This is a genomic window from Rodentibacter haemolyticus, assembly GCF_015356115.1.
Lineage (GTDB): Bacteria > Pseudomonadota > Gammaproteobacteria > Enterobacterales > Pasteurellaceae > Rodentibacter > Rodentibacter haemolyticus.
Window position 1 is genome coordinate 1,278,981 of sequence record NZ_CP063056.1, and the last position, 22,647, is coordinate 1,301,627.

Below are 22,647 nucleotides of genomic sequence, written 5' to 3' on the forward strand. Positions count from 1 at the left end.
GGGCAGGACAAGATAAGTTTAGCTAAAAATCAGTATTGCCTACTTATTTTTTCTTTGTCCTTAACTCTCTTTCCCTTCGTATTTCTATCAAAACAATTTACTTAACGATGATAAGTGGTGGAGATAAGCGGGATCGAACCGCTGACCTCCTGCGTGCAAGGCAGGCGCTCTCCCAGCTGAGCTATATCCCCTTTTCATCATTTTGTTCATAAAAACAGTCTAGATAACACTACACCTTGTTACGAACCTTTCCATTACGCCTTTTCACTCACTCTCAGAGTGGTGGGTCTGAGTGGACTTGAACCACCGACCTCACCCTTATCAGGGGTGCGCTCTAACCACCTGAGCTACAGACCCAAGGGTAATGCGATTTTTCTGCTCTCTCTTGTCTACAATCCATCAGCCAATCTGTGTGAACACTTGCTATCGCTCGCTATAGGTAAGGAGGTGATCCAACCGCAGGTTCCCCTACGGTTACCTTGTTACGACTTCACCCCAGTCATGAATCATACCGTGGTAAACGCCCCCCTTACGGTTAAGCTATCTACTTCTGGTACAACCCACTCCCATGGTGTGACGGGCGGTGTGTACAAGGCCCGGGAACGTATTCACCGCGACATTCTGATTCGCGATTACTAGCGATTCCGACTTCATGGAGTCGAGTTGCAGACTCCAATCCGGACTTAGACGTACTTTGTGAGATTCGCTCCGCATCGCTGCCTCGCTTCCCTCTGTATACGCCATTGTAGCACGTGTGTAGCCCTACTCGTAAGGGCCATGATGACTTGACGTCATCCCCACCTTCCTCCGGTTTATCACCGGCAGTCTCCTTTGAGTTCCCGACCAAGTCGCTGGCAACAAAGGATAAGGGTTGCGCTCGTTGCGGGACTTAACCCAACATTTCACAACACGAGCTGACGACAGCCATGCAGCACCTGTCTCTCAGTTCCCAAAGGCACTCCAATATCTCTATCGGATTCTGAGGATGTCAAGAGTAGGTAAGGTTCTTCGCGTTGCATCGAATTAAACCACATGCTCCACCGCTTGTGCGGGCCCCCGTCAATTCATTTGAGTTTTAACCTTGCGGCCGTACTCCCCAGGCGGTCGATTTATCACGTTAGCTACGGGCACCAAGCTTAAAGCCCAATCCCCAAATCGACAGCGTTTACAGCGTGGACTACCAGGGTATCTAATCCTGTTTGCTCCCCACGCTTTCGCACATGAGCGTCAGTACATTCCCAAGGGGCTGCCTTCGCCTTCGGTATTCCTCCACATCTCTACGCATTTCACCGCTACACGTGGAATTCTACCCCTCCCTAAAGTACTCTAGCTACCCAGTATGAAATGCAATTCCCAGGTTAAGCCCGGGGATTTCACACCTCACTTAAATAGCCGCCTGCGTGCCCTTTACGCCCAGTTATTCCGATTAACGCTCGCACCCTCCGTATTACCGCGGCTGCTGGCACGGAGTTAGCCGGTGCTTCTTCTGTAATTAACGTCAATGACTGTGGGTATTAACCACAATCCCTTCCTCATCACCGAAAGAACTTTACAACCCGAAGGCCTTCTTCATTCACGCGGCATGGCTGCGTCAGGGTTCCCCCCATTGCGCAATATTCCCCACTGCTGCCTCCCGTAGGAGTCCGGGCCGTGTCTCAGTCCCGGTGTGGCTGGCCATCCTCTCAGACCAGCTAGAGATCGCAGGCTTGGTAGGCCATTACCCCACCAACTACCTAATCCCACTTGGGCTCATCTTATGGCAAGAGCAAACGCCCCCTTTAGTCCATAGACATTACGCGGTATTAGCTACCGTTTCCAGTAGTTATCCCCCTCCATAAGCCAGATTCCCAAGCATTACTCACCCGTCCGCCACTCTCACGAAAAGAAGCAAGCTCCTTCCCGCTACCGTTCGACTTGCATGTGTTAAGCCTGCCGCCAGCGTTCAATCTGAGCCATGATCAAACTCTTCAATTCAAGTTCAATCGCTCAATAAATACTGACTAAAAAATTATTCACCTTGAAAAATAAGGTAAAAATGAATCTCAAGTTAAGCACCTATTAAGACTTCAAAATTAAAAATTATTTTAAACAAGTCAATCAACAAGTGCCCACACAGATTGTCTGATACATTGTTAAAGAGCCATTCGCCAATTCAAAACAACACGCTCAAAATAAGGCGAAAATAAAACGACGCACTGCAATTTTAAATCCTTCACAACAGTGCGTCGTTGTGTGCTGCGCATTATAGAGATTTTAGAATCCTTTGCAACACTTTTTTGTAAATATTTATTTAAAAGACTAAATTTTACTCATCATCAATCTTTCGATACATTCTAAGCCCGGCTTCATGCAACGCCTTATTTAATTTTTTTAATAAAATTTCCTTTTGCGCCTTAGTTAACTGCTCACTATTTATGTTTAATAACGCGCAAGATAATTTCCAATAAGTTTGTAATGTTGCCGGAATACCTAACTTTTTTAGCCTAACAATCGCATTTTCAGCGCCAACAGCTCGAAAAGTTTTAACATCGTGAATGCCTACCTTCTTTAACATTCTTTCGTGCTTTATAGAAAGGTTAGGAAGATCCTTTAAACGGTTCGCCTTTAGTAATTCAAGCTCATTTTTCCTATCTTGAATCTGTTTAATCGAGATCATTAACAACTTACGTAGCAAGATTTTATCACCGAGTATATTATTAGAAAGCCAGTAATAATCAGACAGAACAAATTTGGCATCCACCTCATTTTTTGTAAATGGTATGCATCCCATACTTATCAATTGCTCAGCCAGTTTATCTTTAGCTTGAAGATAAATTTTTCCATTCAGCCATAAACCGAACATAAGTTCCTGTTTATAGAATAGCCCATAACCGGTGAAAAGGTTTTTTGATGAAACATTTCCAATCAACCCATTAACTAAATTACAAGTTTCAGTAAGGTGTTCATTTTTAATATTTAAGTATGACATAAATACCTCCTTCTAATAAAATTTAATGAACAAGGCAAACTAAAGTGCCACGTTCTCTTATATCATCAATTATTTCCTAGTAAAACTATTTCTTTTTAATTTTGTGAAATAGATCGCAAAAATGAAATTTTCATCTCATAAAACAATCAGATAATATGAAATTAAGTTATATTTGATAACCTTTTGCTACACAACCCCCTATTTAACTATGCAAATACTATTAGAAATTTATACATCATCAAAGAAAATTGCTTATCAAAACTCCATTGTAGACAAAGCATAATCTGGATAAAATTCAATCAAACTTATTAATACAAACAAAATTCTTAACGTAGAGTAGAAAAGAGCCGTGAGCTTTTTAAAAACAAGATCAGCTTTAATGCGAGCATCGTAGCTCATAGTATCGGCTTAGAAATAAGCCATTCAAATGGGAAATGTTACGATAAACCTTATCAAGTACAAGGGATTTACTACTATCAATGGTTTTATTTAAATTTCAAAACAAAAAGTGCGGTTAAAATTAACCGCACTTTTCACTATCTTTTTGATTTTACAAGTTTTTCCGTCATCTCGTAAGCTCGAAGTTTTGCTAACTCTTTGGAGAGTTTTGCCACAAGCAAACGGTGATCTGCATCTACTGCGTGAGACACTATATTTTCTTCGGCTTTACGTTTTGCTTCACGAATACGATCTGCATCCAGTTCACTACCACGAATTGCTACATCGGCAAGTACGGTAACAACCTTTGGTTGAACTTCTAAAAAACCGCCTGAAACATAGATCACATCTTCATTGCCATCTTCAAGGATAAATTTTACAATTCCCGGCTTGATTGCTGTCATCAAGGGAATATGGTTAGGTAAAATCCCCAATTCCCCTTCTACACCAGTTGCTTGAAGTTGTTTTACTTCACCTTCAAAGATTTTTCGCTCTGCACTGACTATTATTAGGTTAAATGTCGCCATTTCTGTTCTCCTTCAAATGACTTGAAGTGATTACATATTTTTGGCTTTTTCCAGCACTTCTTCGATTGAACCAACCATATAGAACGCTTGTTCAGGAATATGATCGTACTCACCGTCTAAGATACCTTTGAAACCACGAATAGTGTCTTTTAATGACACATATTTACCCGGTGAACCAGTAAAGACTTCAGCAACGAAGAACGGCTGTGATAGGAAACGTTCGATTTTACGCGCACGAGCCACCACTAATTTATCTTCTTCGGATAATTCATCCATACCAAGAATTGCGATAATATCTTTTAATTCTTTATAACGTTGCAAAATACCTTGTACGCCACGCGCTACATCATAATGTTCTTGACCAACGACTAGCGGGTCTAATTGACGTGATGTAGAGTCTAATGGATCAACGGCCGGGTAAATACCTAAAGATGCAATTTGACGACTTAATACGACTGTTGAATCCAAGTGAGCAAAGGTCGTTGCCGGAGATGGGTCGGTTAAGTCATCCGCCGGTACATAAACCGCTTGCACAGAGGTAATAGAACCGGTTTTGGTTGAAGTGATACGTTCTTGCAACACACCCATTTCTTCGGCAAGAGTAGGTTGATAACCTACCGCAGACGGCATACGTCCCAATAACGCTGATACTTCCGTACCGGCAAGGGTATAACGATAAATATTATCCACAAAGAATAATACATCACGACCTTCATCACGGAATTTTTCCGCCATCGTTAAACCTGTTAATGCCACACGTAAACGGTTACCCGGCGGCTCATTCATTTGACCGTAAACCAGCGATACTTTATCTAAAACGTTAGATTCTGTCATTTCGTGATAGAAGTCGTTACCTTCACGGGTACGTTCACCAACACCGGCAAATACGGAATAACCTGAGTGTTCAATCGCAATATTACGGATTAACTCCATCATATTTACGGTTTTACCTACACCCGCACCACCAAACAGACCGACTTTACCACCTTTTGCGAACGGACAAATTAAGTCAATAACTTTGATACCGGTTTCCAATAATTCCGTACTATTCGATTGTTCTTCATAGCTCGGCGCAGCACGATGGATAGACCAATTATCTTCCGCACCAATTTCACCACGCTCATCAATCGGCTCACCCAATACATTCATAATGCGACCGAGGGTTTTAGTCCCTACCGGTACTTGAATCGGATTACCTGTATTTTCAACTTTTAACCCACGTTTTAAACCATCAGACGTACCTAATGCGATACAACGAACAATACCGCCGCCTAATTGTTGCTGAACCTCAAGGGTTAAACCGGATTCAACTTTTAATGCATCATAAACCTTTGGTACTGCATCTTGTGGGAATTCAACGTCAATCACCGCACCGATGATTTGTACAATTTTTCCTGCTGCCATTACCGTTCCTCTATTCCTTAAATCGCTGCCGCACCGGCTACGATTTCATTTAATTCATTTGTAATACTTGCTTGACGGGCTTTGTTATAAACTAATTGCAAGTCATTAATTAAATTACCTGCATTATCAGTTGCCGCTTTCATTGCTACCATACGGGCAGCCTGCTCGGAAGCAAGGTTATCCACCACAGATTGATATACTTGAGATTCCAAGTAACGAGTGAGTAAGCTGTCTAATAAAACTTTCGGACCCGGCTCGTAAAGGTAATCCCAAGTACTTTGTCTTTGCTCTAAATTATCGGTTTCTAATGCCGGTAATGGAACTAATTGTTGATAAATCGGTGATTGCGACATAGTATTCACAAATTTGTTGTAAGCAATATAAATCGCATCCACTTCACCATTTTTATAGGCATCAAACATTCCGTTTGCCACCCCAATTAAATCTTCCATTGCCGGATTATCACCCAAACCTGAAAGTTGTGCGCGAATCGGTAATCCTAATGAACGGAAAAAATTAATACCTTTTGAGCCAATTAAGCCCAATTCTACGGTAATTCCTTTATCCTTCCATTGTTTGATTTCCGTCATTACGGTTTTGAATAAGTTGATATTCAAACCACCACACATTCCACGATCAGTCGAAACCACTAAGATCCCAACTTTTTTCACCTCTCGTTGAACTAAAAACGGATGTTTATAACCGACACTGGCTTTAGAGACGTGGCTGATAACATTTCGTATTGTTTCAGAATACGGACGAGAAGCTGCCATACGATCCTGTGTTTTACGCATTTTCGATGTAGCCACCATTTCCATTGCCTTAGTAATTTTCTGCGTACTCTGCACACTGGCAATTTTGGTTTTTATCTCTTTTGCACCTGCCATCTTTTTTCTCCGTTACATTACCACGCACTATTGGCTTTAAAGTTATCCAAAATCGTTTTCAATGTGTCTTTAATATCATCATTGTAGTTACCGGTTTTGGTTAATTCCGCCATAAAATCGCCGTGGGTGCGGTGAGCATAATCTAAAAGAGCGCTTTCAAAACTTGCAATTTTTTGTAATTCCACATCTTCTAAATAGCCGAATTCAACCGCAAAAAGCAATACGGATTGTTCTGCCACGCTAAGTGGTGCATATTGTTTTTGTTTCAATAATTCAGTTACTTTTTCACCGTGTGTTAGCTGTTTGCGGGTTGCATCATCAAGATCAGATGCAAATTGTGCAAAAGCGGCTAATTCACGATATTGTGCCAATGCGGTACGAATACCACCGGCTAATTTTTTCACTACTTTAGTTTGAGCGGCACCACCTACACGCGAAACAGAAATCCCTGGGTTCACCGCAGGACGAATACCTGAGTTAAAAAGATTAGACTCTAAGAAAATCTGACCATCGGTAATAGAAATTACATTAGTAGGTACAAATGCAGATACGTCACCGGCTTGTGTTTCGATGATCGGAAGTGCGGTTAAAGAACCGGTTTTCCCCTTAACTTCACCTTTAGTAAATTTTTCTACATATTCTTCATTTACGCGGGCAGCCCGTTCAAGCAAACGTGAGTGCAAGTAGAAAACATCACCCGGATAAGCTTCACGACCCGGTGGGCGGCGTAATAATAATGAAATTTGACGATAAGCAACGGCTTGTTTTGATAAATCATCATAAACGATTAAAGCATCTTCACCACGATCACGGAAATATTCTCCCATAGCACAACCTGCATAAGGAGCAAGGTATTGTAACGCAGCGGATTCAGATGCGGATGCAGCAACAACAATAGTATTTGCTAACGCACCGTGTTCTTCTAATTTACGTACAACGTTTGCAATGGTCGATGCTTTTTGACCAATCGCTACGTAAATACATTTAATGCCTGAATCACGTTGGTTGATGATAGCATCAATCGCTAATGCGGTTTTACCGGTTTGACGGTCACCGATAATTAATTCACGTTGACCACGACCAATCGGTACCATTGAGTCCACAGCCTTATATCCGGTTTGTACGGGTTGATCAACAGATTTACGATCAATAACGCCCGGTGCAATAACTTCTACCGGAGAGAAACCATCATTTTCAATTTCACCTTTACCATCAATCGGTTGACCAAGCGTATTCACTACGCGACCTAATAAACCACGACCTACGGGCACTTCAAGAATACGTCCGGTACATTGTACTTCCATTCCCTCAGCTAAATCTGCGTAAGGGCCCATTACAACTGCCCCGACAGAATCGCGTTCAAGGTTAAGTGCCATTGCATAGCGATTTCCCGGTAATGCAATCATTTCACCTTGCATTACATCACTCAAGCCATGAACGCGAATAATGCCATCACTTACGGAAACAATTGTTCCCGTATTGCGGGCCTCACTCACTACATCAAATTGAGCAATGCGTTTTTTAATCAATTCACTAATTTCAGTTGAATTTAGTTGCATTTTCTATTCCTCTTTTATTGCAACTCATTTGCGAGACGGGAAAGCTGCCCACGGCTGCTACCATCAATCACAAAATCTTCGGTACGAATAATCACGCCGGCAATTAACGAATCATCCACGTTGCAATTAACTTTCACTTTGCGATCTAATCTTTTTTCCATTGCCGCTGCAATCTTTTCAATTTGAGTTGCATTTAATGGTTGCGCTGAAATAACACTTACTTCCGCAATAGCTTGATGCTCTTCCACATATCGGGTAAATTCGGTGAATACCATAGGAATTGCACTCAAACGCTTATTTTCAGCCATTAACCGAATAAGATTTTGCCCATATTGATTTAGCTGTTCACCACAAATTGAAATCACAGTATCTGCAATTTTTTGCGCAGAAAACGAACTTGTTAAAAATTCCTTCATTTCCGCATTTTCAACAAGTGCGGTCAAAAAACCCAGCATTTCCGCCCATTTTTCTATCGCGCTTTTGTCATTCGCAGATTGTTCTATCGCAAAATCAAATGCAGCTTTAGCATAAGGGCGAGCTATTGTAGTTAATTCTGACATAAGCCAAAGCCTCTTATAGTTCTGCAACTAATTTATCTATAATGTCATTGTTTGCCGCTTCATCAATAGTGCGACCTACAATTTTCTCAGCACCGGCAATCGCCAAAGAAGCGACTTTAAGGCGTAACTCTTCTTGAACACGTTTACGTTCCGCTTCAACTTCCGCATAACCTTGTTCAATGATTTTCGCTTTAAGTTCCTCTGCTTCGGCTTTTACTTCGTCAAGTACTTCATTACGTCGCTTGTTTGCAGCATCTAAAATTTCTTGAGCTTGAACTTTTGCTTTTGAAATTTCTTCTTCTGCAAGCATCTTGGTATCTGCTTGTTCTTTTTTCGCAGCTTCCGCTGATGCTAAGGCATTAGCAATCTGGCTTTGACGTGTTTCAATTGCTTTAATAATTGGCGGCCATACAAACTTCATACAGAACCAAACGAACAGTGCGAATGAAATAAGTTGACCAATTAATGTTGCATTTAAATTCACAACGTCCTCCTTAAAATGCTTTTTTTACGTTGATAAGCAAATAAAGGATTATTGTAATAAACCGATAAATGGATTAGCAAAGATGAATAGTAAGGAAATACCAACCGCAATCATCGCAATCGCATCTAAAAGACCTGCCACAATAAACATTTTAGTTTGCAAACTTGATGCAAGCTCAGGTTGACGCGCTGAAGATTCTAAAAATTTGCCGCCTAAGATAGCAAAACCAATTGCGGTCCCTAATGCAGCAAATGCAAGAAGAATCGATGCCCCGATGATTGTAGCTGTAATTACAGTTTCCATAATGTTCTCCAATAGAAGTTAAGTTTTAGCCCTAGGGCCGGTTAATAAAAAATGGTTAATGATCCGCTTTATTGTAAGCAATACTTAAATAAACAACGGTTAACATCATAAAAATAAACGCTTGTAACGTTATAACCAATATATGGAAAATAGCCCAAGCAAGATGTAAAGGAATCCCTAATGCCGCAATAGCCATATTAGCGGAATACATCACAGCAATAAGAATAAAGATCAATTCCCCCGCATACATATTACCAAAGAGACGAAATGCGAGAGAAATAGGTTTAGCCAGTAAAGTTACCGTTTCCAAAATAAAGTTAACGGGAATAAACGCCCAGTGATTAAACGGATGAAGCGTATATTCTTTTACCAGCCCTTTAAAACCTTTGGATTTAACGGTATAGAAAAGAATTAAGAAGAAAACACAGATAGACATACCAAGTGTTGCACTAATATCGGCTGTCGGTACGGCTCTTAAATAATGAATATTAAACAGTGCGGCGAATTGAGGTAGAAAATCAACGGGAACTAAGTCAATCGCATTCATTATAAAGACCCAGCAGAAAATTGTTAACGCCAGCGGTGCGATCACATTACGCGGCCCGTGAAAATTTTCTCTAACAATACCATCAACCCATTCGACTATAATCTCAACCAAGCATTGCATTTTTCCGGGAACGCCGGCTGTAGCTTTTTTAGCTACACGAGAGAAGATAAAGAGAAAAATAACGGCAGATAAAATAGAAAAAAATAAGGTATCCACATGAACATGCCAAAACCCGTCCCCCGTTTTAAGAAAGGATAGATGATGACTAATATATTCCGATGTTGTTTGTCCAGACATAACGAACCCTTAGTATAAAAAATCAAATTCGACGAAGCAAAAATGGAACTAAATTATTCAACATTAAGGCTATAAAAAAACCACTAAAGAAAACCACAAAATTTGTGACCGAAAGCCATTTAAACGATGTGATAATCAATATAATCGTGAATGCAAACTTTATTGCCTCGCCTTTATAAAGTGCGGTTAATTTTGCAGATAAATTTCGATAAAACACGATATAAACAAAAAGACCGAAAGGAAGTAATGCAGAAAGAAATCCATACAGAAAATCAAGTGCGCTTCTTATTTGTCCAAAAGCCAAAAAACAAGCAAACACCAACATAATGACTATTTCAATTTGAATCGCTTTTTGGTACTGAATTTTCGCTTGTTGGATAACTTTTGACATCACTTTCAATAACCTTAAATCCCGTTAATTATACTCTTGAAAAAATCAGATTCAACTTAAAAGCTATTAAAAAACGTTAACTAAATCACACTTTTAAAAAATAATTTACAAAAATGTAATCATTTAACGCAGAATGATCAAATGTCGTTCACCCACAAGTTCCGGCACATCTAATTTTATCACTTGTTGAATCGTATATTTTTTATCTAATTCTTGAACTTCATCTTCTTGATAAAGTCCTTTTAGCGCATAAAAATGCCCATTTTCTTTCGGTAAATGATGACACCAATCCGTCATATCTTTAAGTGAAGCGAAAGCACGGCTTAATACGCCGTCAAATTTTTCTTCAGGCTGATATTCTTCTACACGACTCAACACGGGAATAACATTGGTTAGTTGTAACTCACGTACTGCATTACGAATAAAACTGATACGTTTACCAAGGCTATCCAATAAGATAAATTGCTTATCAGGGTTTGCTATAGCCAAGGGCAATCCCGGTAAACCGGGGCCTGTACCTACATCAATAAAACGTTCACCTTGCAAATAAGGGCTTACGACAAGGCTATCTAAAATATGCTTTACCAACATTTCCAGCGGATCCCGTACGGAGGTTAAATTATAGGCTTTATTCCATTTATTCAGTAAATTAACAAGATCTATCAGCTGTTGTTTTTGTTGATCCTTTAATTGAATATTTACTTGCGCAAGAAGACTGTCTAATTTTACTTTCATTGATCAATGTCCTTTTTTAAGAAAGCCGCTATTTTACTTGAAAGTGCGGTCAAAATCCTTTTTGTTTTTTAACCTTATTTTTATTCAGTAAAATGCTTGGTAAGTTTGTTTCCAACCAATCTACCAGCTCAAGTATTTTTTGTGATGCCTGCACTCCAAATTCCGTTAAAGTATAATCCACGTGCGGAGGCACGGTATTATAAGATTTGCGAATTAACATACCATCCTCTTCCAACTCTTGTAATGTTTTGGTTAACATACGTTCACTTATTCCATCAATTTCACGACGTAATTCACTAAATCGTTTTGTACCCGAATGGAGTGCAACAAGCACCAATACTCCCCAACGGCCGATCAGATGTTGCAAAATTTGACGAGAGGCGCAATCAGATTTCAGTACATTTCCCCGTTCATACATTTTTTCCATTTTTTAACCTTTAAAAATCAATTTGTTATAAACCTTTCACAAACTTACATTTATGTAAGTACTTCCTAAAAGTAAGTTAATGGATATAATACGCCACATTGAACCGATAATCAAAGACTCAATTTAACTAACTTTAAGAGGACAATACTATGATGAAACAAACTATTGCTATTACAGGTGCAACCGGTCAGTTCGGTGCAATCGCATTAGATTTCTTAAAATCAAAAAATGCCAATGTTATTGCGCTTGTGCGTAATCCTGCAAAAATTTTAGATACAGAAGCGCGTGCATTTGACTATTCAAAAAAAGAAGGTCAAGTGGAAGCATTACAGGGGGTAGATACCTTGATTTTAGTTTCAAGTAGTGAGGTGGGGCAACGTACTCAACAGCATACCAATGTGATTGAATCTGCCAAAAAAGCCGGTGTAAAACATATCATTTATACAAGTTTATTAGGTGCGGATCAGGTCAACACAATAAAATCATTAGCCGATGAACACCTAGAAACGGAATCCGTACTCAAGGATTCAGGTATAACCTATACGATTTTACGTAACGGATGGTACACTGAAAACTATACCGCCTCAATTCCCGCTGCAATTGCAAACAACGCATTCTATGGTTCGGCAAAAGAGGGAAAAATTTCCTCGGCATTACGTGCGGAATTAGCTGAAGCAGCGGTGAATGTAGCATTGGGTGAGGGTCATGAAAACCAAACCTATGAGCTTGCAGGTTCAAGTAGTTATACCCTTGCCGAACTCGCTGCTGAAATAAGTAAACAAACAGGAAAAGAAATTCCTTATATTGATCTTCCAACTACGGATTACGCTAAAGCATTAGTACAAGCCGGTTTACCGGAAGAATTAGCTAAATTTTTAGCCGAATGTGATGCTAATGCCGCAAATGGTGCATTATTCTCGGAAGATAAAACTTTAGAAAAATTACTGGGTCGCCCAACTGCGGGATTAGGTGTGGCGATAAAACAGGCTTTATAATGAGAACAAAAAGTGCGGTCATAAAATCTCTAGATTTTGAACCTTAGCTTACCAACAGTGCCGTAAGGAATAACAATCGCTTAAAGCGATCATGTAAAAATTCGATATTGTGTATCGTTGCAAAAAAGCTGTTTTTTAATTCAAATGTAGGGGGGAGTTAGGGGTTCCATAAAGCACCAAACTTGAGTTTAACGGTGCGTTGAGCCTTTGGCTAACACACCCTACTCTGTTTTGTGCAACTGATACACAATACCGTAAAAATTGACCGCACTTTTTTCCTAAGCTAACAAAAATTTATTCCCCACGTTTTAACATTCCTTGTTTTTTTAAATTTACTAAAATAATGGAAATTGCTGCCGGTGTAATACCGGAAATACGGCTTGCTTGCCCGATAGATACAGGGCGATGTTGTTCCAACTTCGCACGCACTTCATTTGATAATCCGGAAACTTTTGAATAATCAAAGTGCGGTGGAATCACCGTATTTTCATGGCGTTTTTGTTTTTCGATTTCTTCTTGTTGATGTTCAATATAGCCTTGATACTTAATCGCAATTTCTACTTGTTCTACGGCTTCTTTATCTTCCATTGCCGGCTGATAAGGCGTAAGTGAAGTTAAAATCTCGTAATTCATTTCCGGACGACGCAATAAATCTTCTCCGTTCGCTTCACGAACCAACGGACTACTCAAAACATTATTAGCCTCTTCCAAATATTCTGAATGCGGATGTAACCAGATGCTGCGTAAACGTTGGCGTTCAAGTTCAATATTTTCCATTTTTTGATTAAAACGTGCCCAACGCGTCTCATCAATTAATCCTAAATCATGCGCGATCGGCGTTAAGCGAATATCGGCATTATCTTCACGTAGCAATAAACGGTATTCTGCACGAGAGGTAAATACACGGTAAGGCTCTTTTGTACCTAATGTACAGAGATCATCAACAAGTACGCCGATATAGGCCTGATCACGACGTGGAAACCAAGCTTCTTTTTCCTGTACATAAAGTCCGGCATTAATTCCGGCAAGTAAACCTTGTGCCGCCGCTTCTTCATAGCCTGTTGTTCCGTTGATTTGACCGGCAAAGAATAAACCCGATATGGATTTGGTTTCTAAAGTAGGTTTTAGATCACGCGGATCGAAATAATCGTATTCAATCGCATAACCCGGTTTGACGATCCTTGCATTTTCCAATCCTTTCATTGAATTGACGATCTTCATTTGCACATCAAACGGCAGACTGGTAGAAATGCCGTTCGGATAAACTTCATTACTGGTTAAGCCTTCCGGTTCAAGATAAATTTGGTGGGAATTACGATCGGCAAAACGCATCACTTTATCTTCAATAGACGGACAATAACGTGGTCCAATTCCTTCAATCACACCGGTATACATAGGGCTGCGATCTAAATTATTGCGGATCACTTCGTGAGTTTGCTCATTAGTATGCGTGATATAACAAGAAATTTGTTGCGGATGCTCGGAAACCGATCCCATAAAAGAAAATACCGGTAATACGGCGTCACCATGCTGTTTTACCAATATATCGAAATTAATCGTACGTGCATCAATACGTGGCGGTGTACCGGTTTTTAGACGATCTACACGTAATCCGAGCTCCCTTAATCGATGAGAAAGGCTTACTGAAGCAGGATCTCCCGCACGACCACCCTCGTAATTTTCTAAGCCTATGTGGATCTTACCGGCTAAAAACGTGCCTGCCGTTAAAATGACGGATTTTGCACGAAATGTCAGCCCCATTTTAGTGGAAATACCGGTTACACGATCTTGCTCGATCAAAATATCCGTGGCTTCTTGTTGGAAAATATCAAGGTTAGGTTGATTCTCAAGGGCTGTGTGTACAGCCTGGCGGTATAACACACGATCCGCCTGTGCCCTTGTTGCTCGTACAGCAGGCCCTTTACTGCTATTTAATGTGCGAAATTGGATCCCGGCTTTATCCGCAGCATGGGCCATTAAACCACCCATGGCATCTACTTCTTTTACTAAATGGCCTTTACCGATTCCACCAATCGCCGGATTACAAGACATTTGTCCTAAAGTATCAACATTATGTGTTAATAAAAGGGTTTTTAATCCCATACGTGCCGGTGCAAGTGCGGCTTCTGTGCCGGCATGTCCGCCACCGATAACAATCACATCGTAAGTTTCTGTATAAAACATTATTTTCTCTATTTATTCGGATCTAAAAATTAGCGTTATTCTACAAAAATTCGGTTTTGCTTGAAAGTAAGAATTGGGATCGACAGCTAATAGATCTAAGATCTTTTTTTATATATAAAGATCTTATTATTGTTACTATTAGGATCACCAGATCCTGTGAGTAAGATCCTTTTCTTGTTACAAATGAAGAAGTTAGATCTTATCAAAGAATGTTGATCTGTTAGATCAATGAGGTTTATTTGTTGTGGATAATTTGCATTTTTATCCACAGAACATAAAATTTTCTATTTTACTCAGTGAGAAAATACAGCTTTTTGACAGGTTTATGTAAAGTTATCCACAGATGACAAAAAACGATGATCGTGAAAATCATCGTTTCTAAACAAAAATCAAGCAAGACTTTGAGTAAATTGAGGAAGCCATTGTTCACTGTAATTTTCCGGATCTTCTACATTTAGCACGTCAATTTTTAAAGTATCACAAATTTTGACCGCACTTTTTTGTATTAAGATTTCTTCTATCTGTTTTGCGGCATAACAGAACGTGTCGTAATCAGAATTACCTAAAGCCACGATAGCAAAGCGCAACCGAGCAAGATTGATTTCCGATTTTTCGATTTTTTCAAAAAGAGACCGTAAGTTATCAGGTATTTCACCCGCACCATGGGTAGAAGTGACGATAAGCCATAACGGCTCATTGATCACTTCATCATAATTTGCGCTATGAAAAAGTGCGGTCGAAAATCCTTGTGTTTCTAAAATATTTTCTAAATGTTCCGCAACATATTCGGCAGTCCCTAATGTACTGCCGGAAAGAATACAAATTTTCATAAATAATCCCTAAAGAAAAAGGCTTAGATTTTCTAAGCCTTTTAGTGTGATTAAACGTTGTCGAATTTACCAAGTAATGAACGAATGTGTTCTTGCCAGTTACGGTGCTCATTTTTTAATTGCTCGTTTTCATTTTGTAATGATTCAACGGTTTGCTGAGCTTGGCTATTTTGTTCTTTTAATTCTTCCACTTCAAGTTGAAGTAATTGAATGGTTTCTACCGCTTGTTTAATTTTATCTTCAAGCTGGTTTAAAATTTCTAATGACATAGTGATTTCCTTTTAAAATAACGTCCGAAATGATCTTATTGTACCCACTTCATTTTTCTTTTTAAAGCCTTCCTTAAAAATTTATTATGCAAACGTTTGCATAGTGTTAGAATAGCGCAATTTTTGCTTGGAACGAAATGGAGATGAAGAATGAATCGTGCATTGGCTATTGAATTTTCCCGTGTAACGGAAGCTGCGGCATTGGCGGCACATACTTGGCTTGGGCGGGGTAATAAAAATGCAGCGGATGAAGCGGCGGTAAAAGCAATGCGATATATGCTGAATTTGATCCATATGGATGGTGAAATCGTCATTGGCGAAGGTGAAATTGATAAAGCACCGATGCTTTATATCGGCGAAAAAGTCGGTTCGGGTAATGGTGAGCTTGTTTCGATTGCCGTTGATCCTATTGATGGCACGCGTATGACCGCAATGGGACAATCCAATGCGATTTCCGTTTTAGCCGCAGGAGGTAAACGCACCTTCTTAAAAGCACCGGATATGTACATGGAAAAAATTGTCGTAGGGCCTGAGGTGAAAGGCATGATAGATCTGAATTTACCTATCGAACAGAACCTTCGCCGAACCGCTTCCCGTTTGGGTAAATCTTTATCTGATTTAACCGTTATGGTGTTGGCAAAACCTCGTCACGAGGTCGTTATTCAGCAAATGCATAATTTAGGGATCCGTGTTATGGCGATCCCCGATGGTGATGTTGCCGCTTCCGTATTATGTTGCTTGCCTGATGCCGAAGTGGATATGGTATATGGCATTGGCGGCGCACCGGAAGGCGTGGCTGCGGCTGCGGCAGTACGGGCGTTAGGCGGTGATATGCAAGCGCGCTTGATTCCGCATAATGAAGTAAAAGGCAATACGGAAGAAAATCAAAAAATTGCCGCAGAGGAAATCCGGCGTTGTGAAGAATTAGGTGTAAAAGTTAATGAAGTATTGAAGCTGGAAGATTTGGTTCGAGATGATAATTTGGTTTTTGCCGCCACAGGTATTACGCACGGTGAATTGTTAAAAGGCATTTCACGTAAAGGAATGCTTGCGACTACAGAAACCATTCTGATTCGAGGGAAATCGCGAACTATTCGTAAAATTCAATCGATTCACTATTTGGATCGAAAAGATACTGAGATTTATAAAATATTGAATAACTAATTTCCCCTTCCTAAAAATCTCATTTTGGTGTTTTACCTTTGAGGATTTTCCTAAAGTGCGGTCGAAATTCAGCAGGAATTTTCGGTATTATGTATTAATCGCACAAATTCAATCTTTATCGGGGACAGGGTGCGTTAAGCTTTGCGTAACGCACCATTAAATCTTGTTACTTGGTGCGTTACGGCTTTGCCTAACGCACCCTACGATGATTTGTGCAAGTGCTACATAATACTGGGAATTTTAACCGCACTTACTTTCTTCAAACCTTTCGCCAATGCTCCTATTTTTTGCTATAATCTCGCACAATTTTCACTTACAAACAGAGATAAATTATGTCAGAAACAACCGTGACCGATAACTATGGCGCATCCAGTATTAAAGTATTGAAAGGACTTGATGCCGTACGTAAACGCCCGGGTATGTATATTGGTGATACTGATGACGGCACCGGCTTACACCATATGGTGTTTGAGGTGGTGGATAATGCCATTGATGAAGCTTTAGCAGGTCATTGCTCCGATATTATCGTAACGATTCACGATGATAATTCCGTATCGGTACAAGATGACGGTCGCGGTATTCCTGTAGATATTCATCCGGAAGAAGGTGTTTCCGCCGCAGAAGTGATTATGACCGTTCTTCACGCAGGCGGTAAATTTGACGACAATTCTTATAAAGTATCCGGTGGTCTGCACGGTGTGGGGGTATCTGTCGTCAATGCCCTTTCCGATAAATTACAACTTACTATTCGCCGTCAAGGTCATGTGCACGAGCAGTTTTATCATTTGGGTGAGCCTCAATCTCCATTAACGATTATTGGTGATACGGAAATGACCGGTACGACAGTGCGTTTTTGGCCAAGTACGGAAATTTTTGCAATCACTACATTTGATTATAAAATTTTAGCAAAACGTTTGCGTGAACTTTCATTTTTAAATTCCGGCGTATCTATCCGTTTGGTGGACAAGCGTGATGGCACGGAGGATCACTTTCATTACGAAGGCGGGATACAGGCTTTCGTTGAATATTTGAATAAAAATAAAAATCCGATTCATTCTAAACCTTTTTATTTCGCCGCTGAGAAAGATGGGATAGGAGTAGAAGTTGCATTGCAATGGAATGATGGGGTAAATGAAAACGTGTATTGCTTCACCAATAATATTCCGCAACGTGACGGCGGTACGCACTTAGCCGGTTTTCGTGGTGCATTGACCCGTAGCTTAAATAGCTATATGGAAAATGAAGGGCTGCTAAAGAAAGAAAAAGTCGCCACTTCAGGTGATGATGCCCGGGAAGGCTTGGTCGCGATTATTTCCGTGAAAGTGCCGGATCCTAAATTTTCATCGCAAACGAAAGACAAGTTAGTTTCTTCCGAAGTAAAAAGTGCGGTGGAATCTGCAATGAATGAGAAAATGCAGGAATATTTATTGGAAAACCCTGCCGATGCAAAAATCATTGTAAACCAAATAATTATGGCGGCCCGCGCCCGTGAAGCGGCTCGTAAAGCGCGTGAGATGACTCGCCGTAAAGGGGCATTGGATATTGCCGGATTGCCGGGTAAACTTGCCGACTGTCAAGAAAAAGATCCTGCTCTCTCGGAGCTTTACTTGGTGGAGGGGGATTCTGCAGGTGGCTCTGCCAAAGTAGGTCGTGATCGTAAAACCCAAGCGATTCTTCCGCTAAAAGGAAAAATTCTAAATGTTGAAAAAGCCCGTTTCGATAAAATGTTATCTTCGCAAGAAGTCGGAACGCTTATTACCGCACTGGGTTGTGGTATCGGACGTGATGAATATAATCCGGATAAATTGCGTTATCACCATATCATCATTATGACGGATGCGGATGTTGATGGATCACATATTCGCACGCTTTTACTCACTTTCTTCTATCGTCAAATGCCTGAACTTATTGAGCGCGGTTATGTGTATATCGCCCAGCCGCCGCTTTATAAAGTGAAAAAAGGCAAACAAGAGCGTTATATCAAAGATGCGGATGAAATGGAGCAATACGAATTAACCCTCGCTTTAGATGGTGCTGCGTTATATGTGAGTGAAAATGCGCCGGCAATGAATGCTCTTGTGTTTGAAAAATTAATGGCGGAATACAATGCGGTACAAAAACTGATTGATCGTTTAAGCCGTTATTATCCAACGCCATTGTTACAAGGTTTGATTTATCAATCACCGCTTTCAATTGAGATGATGAAATCAGAAAGTGCGGTTGAAAATTGGGGTAAATCTTTCGTTCAACAACTTGAAGAAAAAGAAACGGAAGCACATCAATATTCCGTACGTACCCAATTTAATGCTGAACGTCAAGTGTATGAAGCGGTCATTACCGTACGCAAACATGGTATTGATAGCGATTATTTCATCAACTTTGATTTCGTCAATGGTAATGAATATACAAAAATTATTTCTCTCAACAATCAATTAAACGGCTTGTTGGAAGAGGGAGCATATGTTTCCCGTGGGGAAAAGGTGCAGCCGGTTCGTACCTTTGAACAGGTGGTGGAATGGTTGGTGAAAGAATCTCGCAAGGGGTTAGAAGTTCAACGCTACAAAGGATTGGGTGAAATGAATGCGGATCAGCTTTGGGAAACCACAATGGATCCGAATGTGCGCCGAATGTTGAAAGTCTCAATTAAAGATGCGGTGGCGGCAGATCAGCTTTTCACCACCTTGATGGGAGATGAAGTTGAACCGCGCCGAGAGTTTATTGAGCTTAACGCATTAAGAGCGAATTTAGATATTTAATCTAAAAAAACAGAATAAAAAACCGCACTTTGAAATGATGTGCGGTTTTTTGTAACAAAGTGCGGCTAAATTTGGCATTATGTTGCAGTCGTACAAGAGAATTTTATATCTAATATTTATCGAGGGTAGAGTGCGTTAAGTTTTGCGTAACGCACCTTACAATGATTTGTGAACTGATACATAATACTGATAAAATCGACCGCACTTTTGTGATATTTTACCGATATTTCATTGTTAAATTGGATCTATTATGGAAAAGATTATTATTGATGAAAATCAGTTTCAACGGACTATTTCCCGTATTTCTCATGAAATTATTGAAAAACATCCGCGTTTGGATAATGTCGTTATTGTCGGAATTAAGCGTCGTGGTGCGGAAATTGCCGAGTTAATTAAGCGTAGAATTGTCGATTTGGCTCAAATTGAGATTCCTTCAATGGCGTTAGACATTACATTTTATCGCGATGATTTGCAGCATACTGAATCTGAAAATCCAATGCCGGTTTATAGCGGTACATCGCAGTATCTTAATGTGAAAGATAAAGAAGTTATTTTAATTGATGACGTGTTGTTTACGGGAAGAACGATTCGTGCCGCGATGGACGCACTTACTGATTTTGGTCGTGCGGCAAAGATCGAGTTAGTGATTTTTGTCGATCGTGGCCACCGTGAATTACCTATTCGGGCGGATTACGTAGGAAAAAACGTACCGACCAGCCGTGAAGAAAAAGTGCAGGTTCGCACTCAAAAATATGACGGTTGTTATGAAGTCGCATTGCTATCGAAATAGTTATCAAAATAATTCTAAGCTATTGTGAACCTTATCTAAAATTGATACTCTAACAAGGGTTATCAGCTTATTTGAAGATAAATAATTATGAAAAAATCTGTACTAAAATTTCTTTTGTTTTCCGTATTGGGTGTGTTCGTGTTTTCTTCTGTTCAGGCGGAAGAACGAGTGGTTGCAACCGTAGATGGCTTTCCTGTATTAGAAAGCCAAGTACGTGCTGCAATGGGTAAAAAAGGTGATTATCAAGCCGCATTGAATAAAGTCATTGATGATATTTTGGTACAGAAAGCCATTCAAGAATCCGGTATAAAGATAAATCCGAAAGAGTTGGATCTTATTGTGGAAGACATTGCGGCGAGAAACGGTTTAACTTACGGACAATTTTTAGATGCTCTAGATTATCAAGGGATTTCTCTTAAAGCATTCACCCAACAAATTGCGAACCAAATGATAATGTCCGGTGTTCGTGATCGTGCGATTAGCAATAGTGTGCAAATTACACGTGAAGAAGTGGATGAACTTGGCAAAAAAATGCTGAAAGAAGCAAAAGCTAACGGCACAGAGAAAAAAGTGACGGGTAAAGAATATGAAGTTCGTCATATCCTTTTAAAACTTAATCCGTTATTAAATGATGCGCAGGCAAAATCAGAACTTACACAAATTCGAGCGGATATTATTTCCGGTAAAATGACTTTTGCTGATGCCGCATTAAAATATTCTAAAGATTATTTATCCGGTGCAAATGGCGGTAGTTTGGGTTATGCATTTCCGGATGCTTATGTAGGGCCTTTCGCAAAAGCGGTACAAACAACAAAACAAGGCGTAATTTCTGCGCCGTTTAAATCAGAGTTTGGTTGGCATATTTTAGAAGTCACCGGTATTCGTGATGGTGATCGCACAGAAGATGCGTATCGTCAAAAGGCTTATGAAAAAATCGTGAATAGTCAATTACAAGATGTAACGAAAGACTGGGTAAAAGCTTTACGTAAAGTGGCAGATATTCAATATTTTAATAAATAAATTGATATTTTGTATGAGAGGGGCGATAGCCCCTTTTGTTGTTTTTATTTCATTATCTGTTTTGTATGAAAAAATTTTTTATTAGCTTAATTATTCTTCTTTTAATTGTTGCAGGTAGCGGTTTCTGGGGTTATCAAAAACTGAATGCTTTTCAGCAAGAAACTGTCAATGTCCAACCTGATCAACTTTTGGTTGTAGAACGCGGTACAACAGGGCAAAAATTAGCCGCACTTTTTGAGCAAGAAAAACTATTGGACAATGCACAGTTACTTCCGTATTTGCTAAAGTTAAAACCTGAATTAAATAAAATTAAAGCGGGCACTTATTCTTTAAATGGTGTAAAAAATGTACAAGATGTATTAGATCTGCTTAATTCCGGTAAAGAGGCTCAATTTAACGTACGATTTATTGAAGGGAAAACCTTCAAAGAATGGCGAAAAAATCTTGAAAAAGCACCGCACTTAAAACAAACCCTAACAGGTAAAAGCGATAAAGAAATCTTTGGATTACTAAATATTCCCGATGATGTAAAAGCCGTTTATGAGTGGCGAAATATAGAAGGATGGCTATATCCGGATACTTATAATTACACACCGAATTCTACGGATTTAGAATTGCTCCAACGCTCGGCAGATCGTTTGAAGAGAGCATTGGATAAAGCTTGGCATGAACGTGATGAAAATCTTCCGTTAGCAAATGCTTATGAAATGCTAATACTTGCTTCTATTGTAGAAAAAGAAACGGGCATTGCGGCGGAACGAGCCAAAGTTGCCTCCGTATTTGTTAACCGCCTTAACGCGAAAATGAAATTACAAACGGATCCGACGGTGATTTACGGTATGGGAGACAGTTACAACGGCAATATTCGTAAAAAAGATTTAGAAACGCCCACGCCTTATAATACCTATGTGATTGACGGCTTACCGCCAACCCCTATTGCAATGGTGAGTGAAAGTGCATTACAAGCGGTTTCACACCCTGAAAAAACAGATTTTTACTATTTTGTCGCAGATGGCACGGGCGGGCATAAATTTACCCGCAATTTAAACGAACATAATAAAGCGGTACAAGAATATTTGCGTTGGTATCGTAGTCAGAAAAATGGAAAATAA

General features: G+C 39.9%; 21 protein-coding genes, 2 tRNA genes and 1 rRNA gene. 6 read left to right on the plus strand and 18 right to left on the minus strand.

Annotated features, from left to right (window positions below):
- Nucleotides 1-115: 115 nt before the first annotated feature.
- The 15 genes from IHV77_RS06175 to IHV77_RS06245 form a co-directional block, all read right to left on the minus strand.
- Nucleotides 116-191 (minus strand) — tRNA-Ala (locus IHV77_RS06175).
- Nucleotides 192-280: 89 nt separating this feature from the next.
- Nucleotides 281-357 (minus strand) — tRNA-Ile (locus IHV77_RS06180).
- Nucleotides 358-440: 83 nt separating this feature from the next.
- Nucleotides 441-1,974, minus strand: a 16S ribosomal RNA gene (locus IHV77_RS06185).
- Nucleotides 1,975-2,305: 331 nt separating this feature from the next.
- The gene (locus IHV77_RS06190; RefSeq protein ID WP_194811138.1) at nt 2,306-2,968 is read right to left on the minus strand and encodes a TfoX/Sxy family DNA transformation protein; all 663 of its coding nucleotides are present in this window, start codon (nt 2,966-2,968) and stop codon (nt 2,306-2,308) included.
- A gap of 536 nt (nt 2,969-3,504) precedes the next feature.
- Complete coding sequence (locus IHV77_RS06195; RefSeq protein ID WP_194811139.1) at nt 3,505-3,933, minus strand: F0F1 ATP synthase subunit epsilon; 429 nt, start codon at nt 3,931-3,933, stop codon at nt 3,505-3,507.
- 30 nt (nt 3,934-3,963) lie between these two features.
- Nucleotides 3,964-5,337, minus strand: a complete 1,374-nt coding sequence (gene atpD, locus IHV77_RS06200) for a F0F1 ATP synthase subunit beta (RefSeq protein ID WP_194811140.1) — start codon at nt 5,335-5,337, stop codon at nt 3,964-3,966.
- Between the two features lie 17 nt (nt 5,338-5,354).
- A complete protein-coding gene (gene atpG, locus IHV77_RS06205) occupies nt 5,355-6,224 on the minus strand; it encodes a F0F1 ATP synthase subunit gamma (protein ID WP_194811141.1) in 870 nt (289 codons plus the stop codon).
- Nucleotides 6,225-6,241: 17 nt separating this feature from the next.
- Nucleotides 6,242-7,783 carry a F0F1 ATP synthase subunit alpha gene (atpA, locus tag IHV77_RS06210; protein WP_194811142.1) on the minus strand — a complete coding sequence of 514 codons (1,542 nt, stop codon included), beginning with the start codon at nt 7,781-7,783 and terminating at the stop codon, nt 6,242-6,244.
- Nucleotides 7,784-7,797: 14 nt separating this feature from the next.
- Nucleotides 7,798-8,343, minus strand: a complete 546-nt coding sequence (gene atpH / locus IHV77_RS06215; RefSeq protein WP_194811143.1) for a F0F1 ATP synthase subunit delta — start codon at nt 8,341-8,343, stop codon at nt 7,798-7,800.
- A 13-nt stretch (nt 8,344-8,356) separates the two neighbouring features.
- Nucleotides 8,357-8,827 carry a F0F1 ATP synthase subunit B gene (gene atpF, locus IHV77_RS06220; protein WP_194811144.1) on the minus strand — a complete coding sequence of 157 codons (471 nt, stop codon included), beginning with the start codon at nt 8,825-8,827 and terminating at the stop codon, nt 8,357-8,359.
- A 48-nt stretch (nt 8,828-8,875) separates the two neighbouring features.
- On the minus strand, nt 8,876-9,130 hold the full coding sequence (gene atpE, locus IHV77_RS06225) for a F0F1 ATP synthase subunit C (protein ID WP_005539567.1): 255 nt from the start codon (nt 9,128-9,130) through the stop codon (nt 8,876-8,878).
- Between the two features lie 55 nt (nt 9,131-9,185).
- Complete coding sequence (gene atpB / locus IHV77_RS06230) at nt 9,186-9,974, minus strand: F0F1 ATP synthase subunit A (RefSeq protein ID WP_194811145.1); 789 nt, start codon at nt 9,972-9,974, stop codon at nt 9,186-9,188.
- Between the two features lie 22 nt (nt 9,975-9,996).
- Nucleotides 9,997-10,365 (minus strand): ATP synthase subunit I, encoded by a 369-nt coding sequence (locus IHV77_RS06235; protein WP_194811146.1) that lies wholly within the window; start codon nt 10,363-10,365, stop codon nt 9,997-9,999.
- Between the two features lie 123 nt (nt 10,366-10,488).
- Complete coding sequence (gene rsmG, locus IHV77_RS06240; RefSeq protein ID WP_194811147.1) at nt 10,489-11,100, minus strand: 16S rRNA (guanine(527)-N(7))-methyltransferase RsmG; 612 nt, start codon at nt 11,098-11,100, stop codon at nt 10,489-10,491.
- A 49-nt stretch (nt 11,101-11,149) separates the two neighbouring features.
- Nucleotides 11,150-11,527, minus strand: a complete 378-nt coding sequence (locus tag IHV77_RS06245; protein WP_194811148.1) for a winged helix-turn-helix transcriptional regulator — start codon at nt 11,525-11,527, stop codon at nt 11,150-11,152.
- Between the two features lie 149 nt (nt 11,528-11,676).
- Here IHV77_RS06245 and IHV77_RS06250 point away from each other — a divergent pair, with 149 nt between their 5' ends.
- Nucleotides 11,677-12,522, plus strand: a complete 846-nt coding sequence (locus tag IHV77_RS06250; RefSeq protein WP_194811149.1) for an SDR family oxidoreductase — start codon at nt 11,677-11,679, stop codon at nt 12,520-12,522.
- A gap of 294 nt (nt 12,523-12,816) precedes the next feature.
- On the opposite strand, the gene mnmG is transcribed toward IHV77_RS06250, so the two are convergent.
- From mnmG to zapB, 3 genes are all read right to left on the minus strand, one after another.
- Nucleotides 12,817-14,706: a tRNA uridine-5-carboxymethylaminomethyl(34) synthesis enzyme MnmG gene (mnmG, locus tag IHV77_RS06255; protein ID WP_194811150.1), complete on the minus strand. Its 1,890-nt coding sequence runs from the start codon at nt 14,704-14,706 to the stop codon at nt 12,817-12,819.
- Nucleotides 14,707-15,095: 389 nt separating this feature from the next.
- Nucleotides 15,096-15,536: an FMN-binding protein MioC gene (gene mioC / locus IHV77_RS06260; protein ID WP_194811151.1), complete on the minus strand. Its 441-nt coding sequence runs from the start codon at nt 15,534-15,536 to the stop codon at nt 15,096-15,098.
- 50 nt (nt 15,537-15,586) lie between these two features.
- Entirely contained in the window at nt 15,587-15,805 is a 219-nt protein-coding gene (gene zapB, locus IHV77_RS06265) for a cell division protein ZapB (RefSeq protein WP_194811152.1), read from the minus strand.
- Between the two features lie 150 nt (nt 15,806-15,955).
- Here zapB and glpX point away from each other — a divergent pair, with 150 nt between their 5' ends.
- The 5 genes from glpX (at nt 15,956) to mltG (ending at nt 22,647) form a co-directional block, all read left to right on the plus strand.
- On the plus strand, nt 15,956-16,969 hold the full coding sequence (glpX, locus tag IHV77_RS06270; RefSeq protein ID WP_194811153.1) for a class II fructose-bisphosphatase: 1,014 nt from the start codon (nt 15,956-15,958) through the stop codon (nt 16,967-16,969).
- A gap of 332 nt (nt 16,970-17,301) precedes the next feature.
- Nucleotides 17,302-19,725 carry a DNA topoisomerase (ATP-hydrolyzing) subunit B gene (gene gyrB / locus IHV77_RS06275; RefSeq protein ID WP_194811154.1) on the plus strand — a complete coding sequence of 808 codons (2,424 nt, stop codon included), beginning with the start codon at nt 17,302-17,304 and terminating at the stop codon, nt 19,723-19,725.
- 250 nt (nt 19,726-19,975) lie between these two features.
- Entirely contained in the window at nt 19,976-20,515 is a 540-nt protein-coding gene (gene pyrR, locus IHV77_RS06280) for a bifunctional pyr operon transcriptional regulator/uracil phosphoribosyltransferase PyrR (RefSeq protein ID WP_194811155.1), read from the plus strand.
- 87 nt (nt 20,516-20,602) lie between these two features.
- Nucleotides 20,603-21,535 (plus strand): peptidylprolyl isomerase, encoded by a 933-nt coding sequence (locus IHV77_RS06285; protein ID WP_194811156.1) that lies wholly within the window; start codon nt 20,603-20,605, stop codon nt 21,533-21,535.
- 65 nt (nt 21,536-21,600) lie between these two features.
- Nucleotides 21,601-22,647, plus strand: a complete 1,047-nt coding sequence (mltG, locus tag IHV77_RS06290) for an endolytic transglycosylase MltG (RefSeq protein WP_194811157.1) — start codon at nt 21,601-21,603, stop codon at nt 22,645-22,647.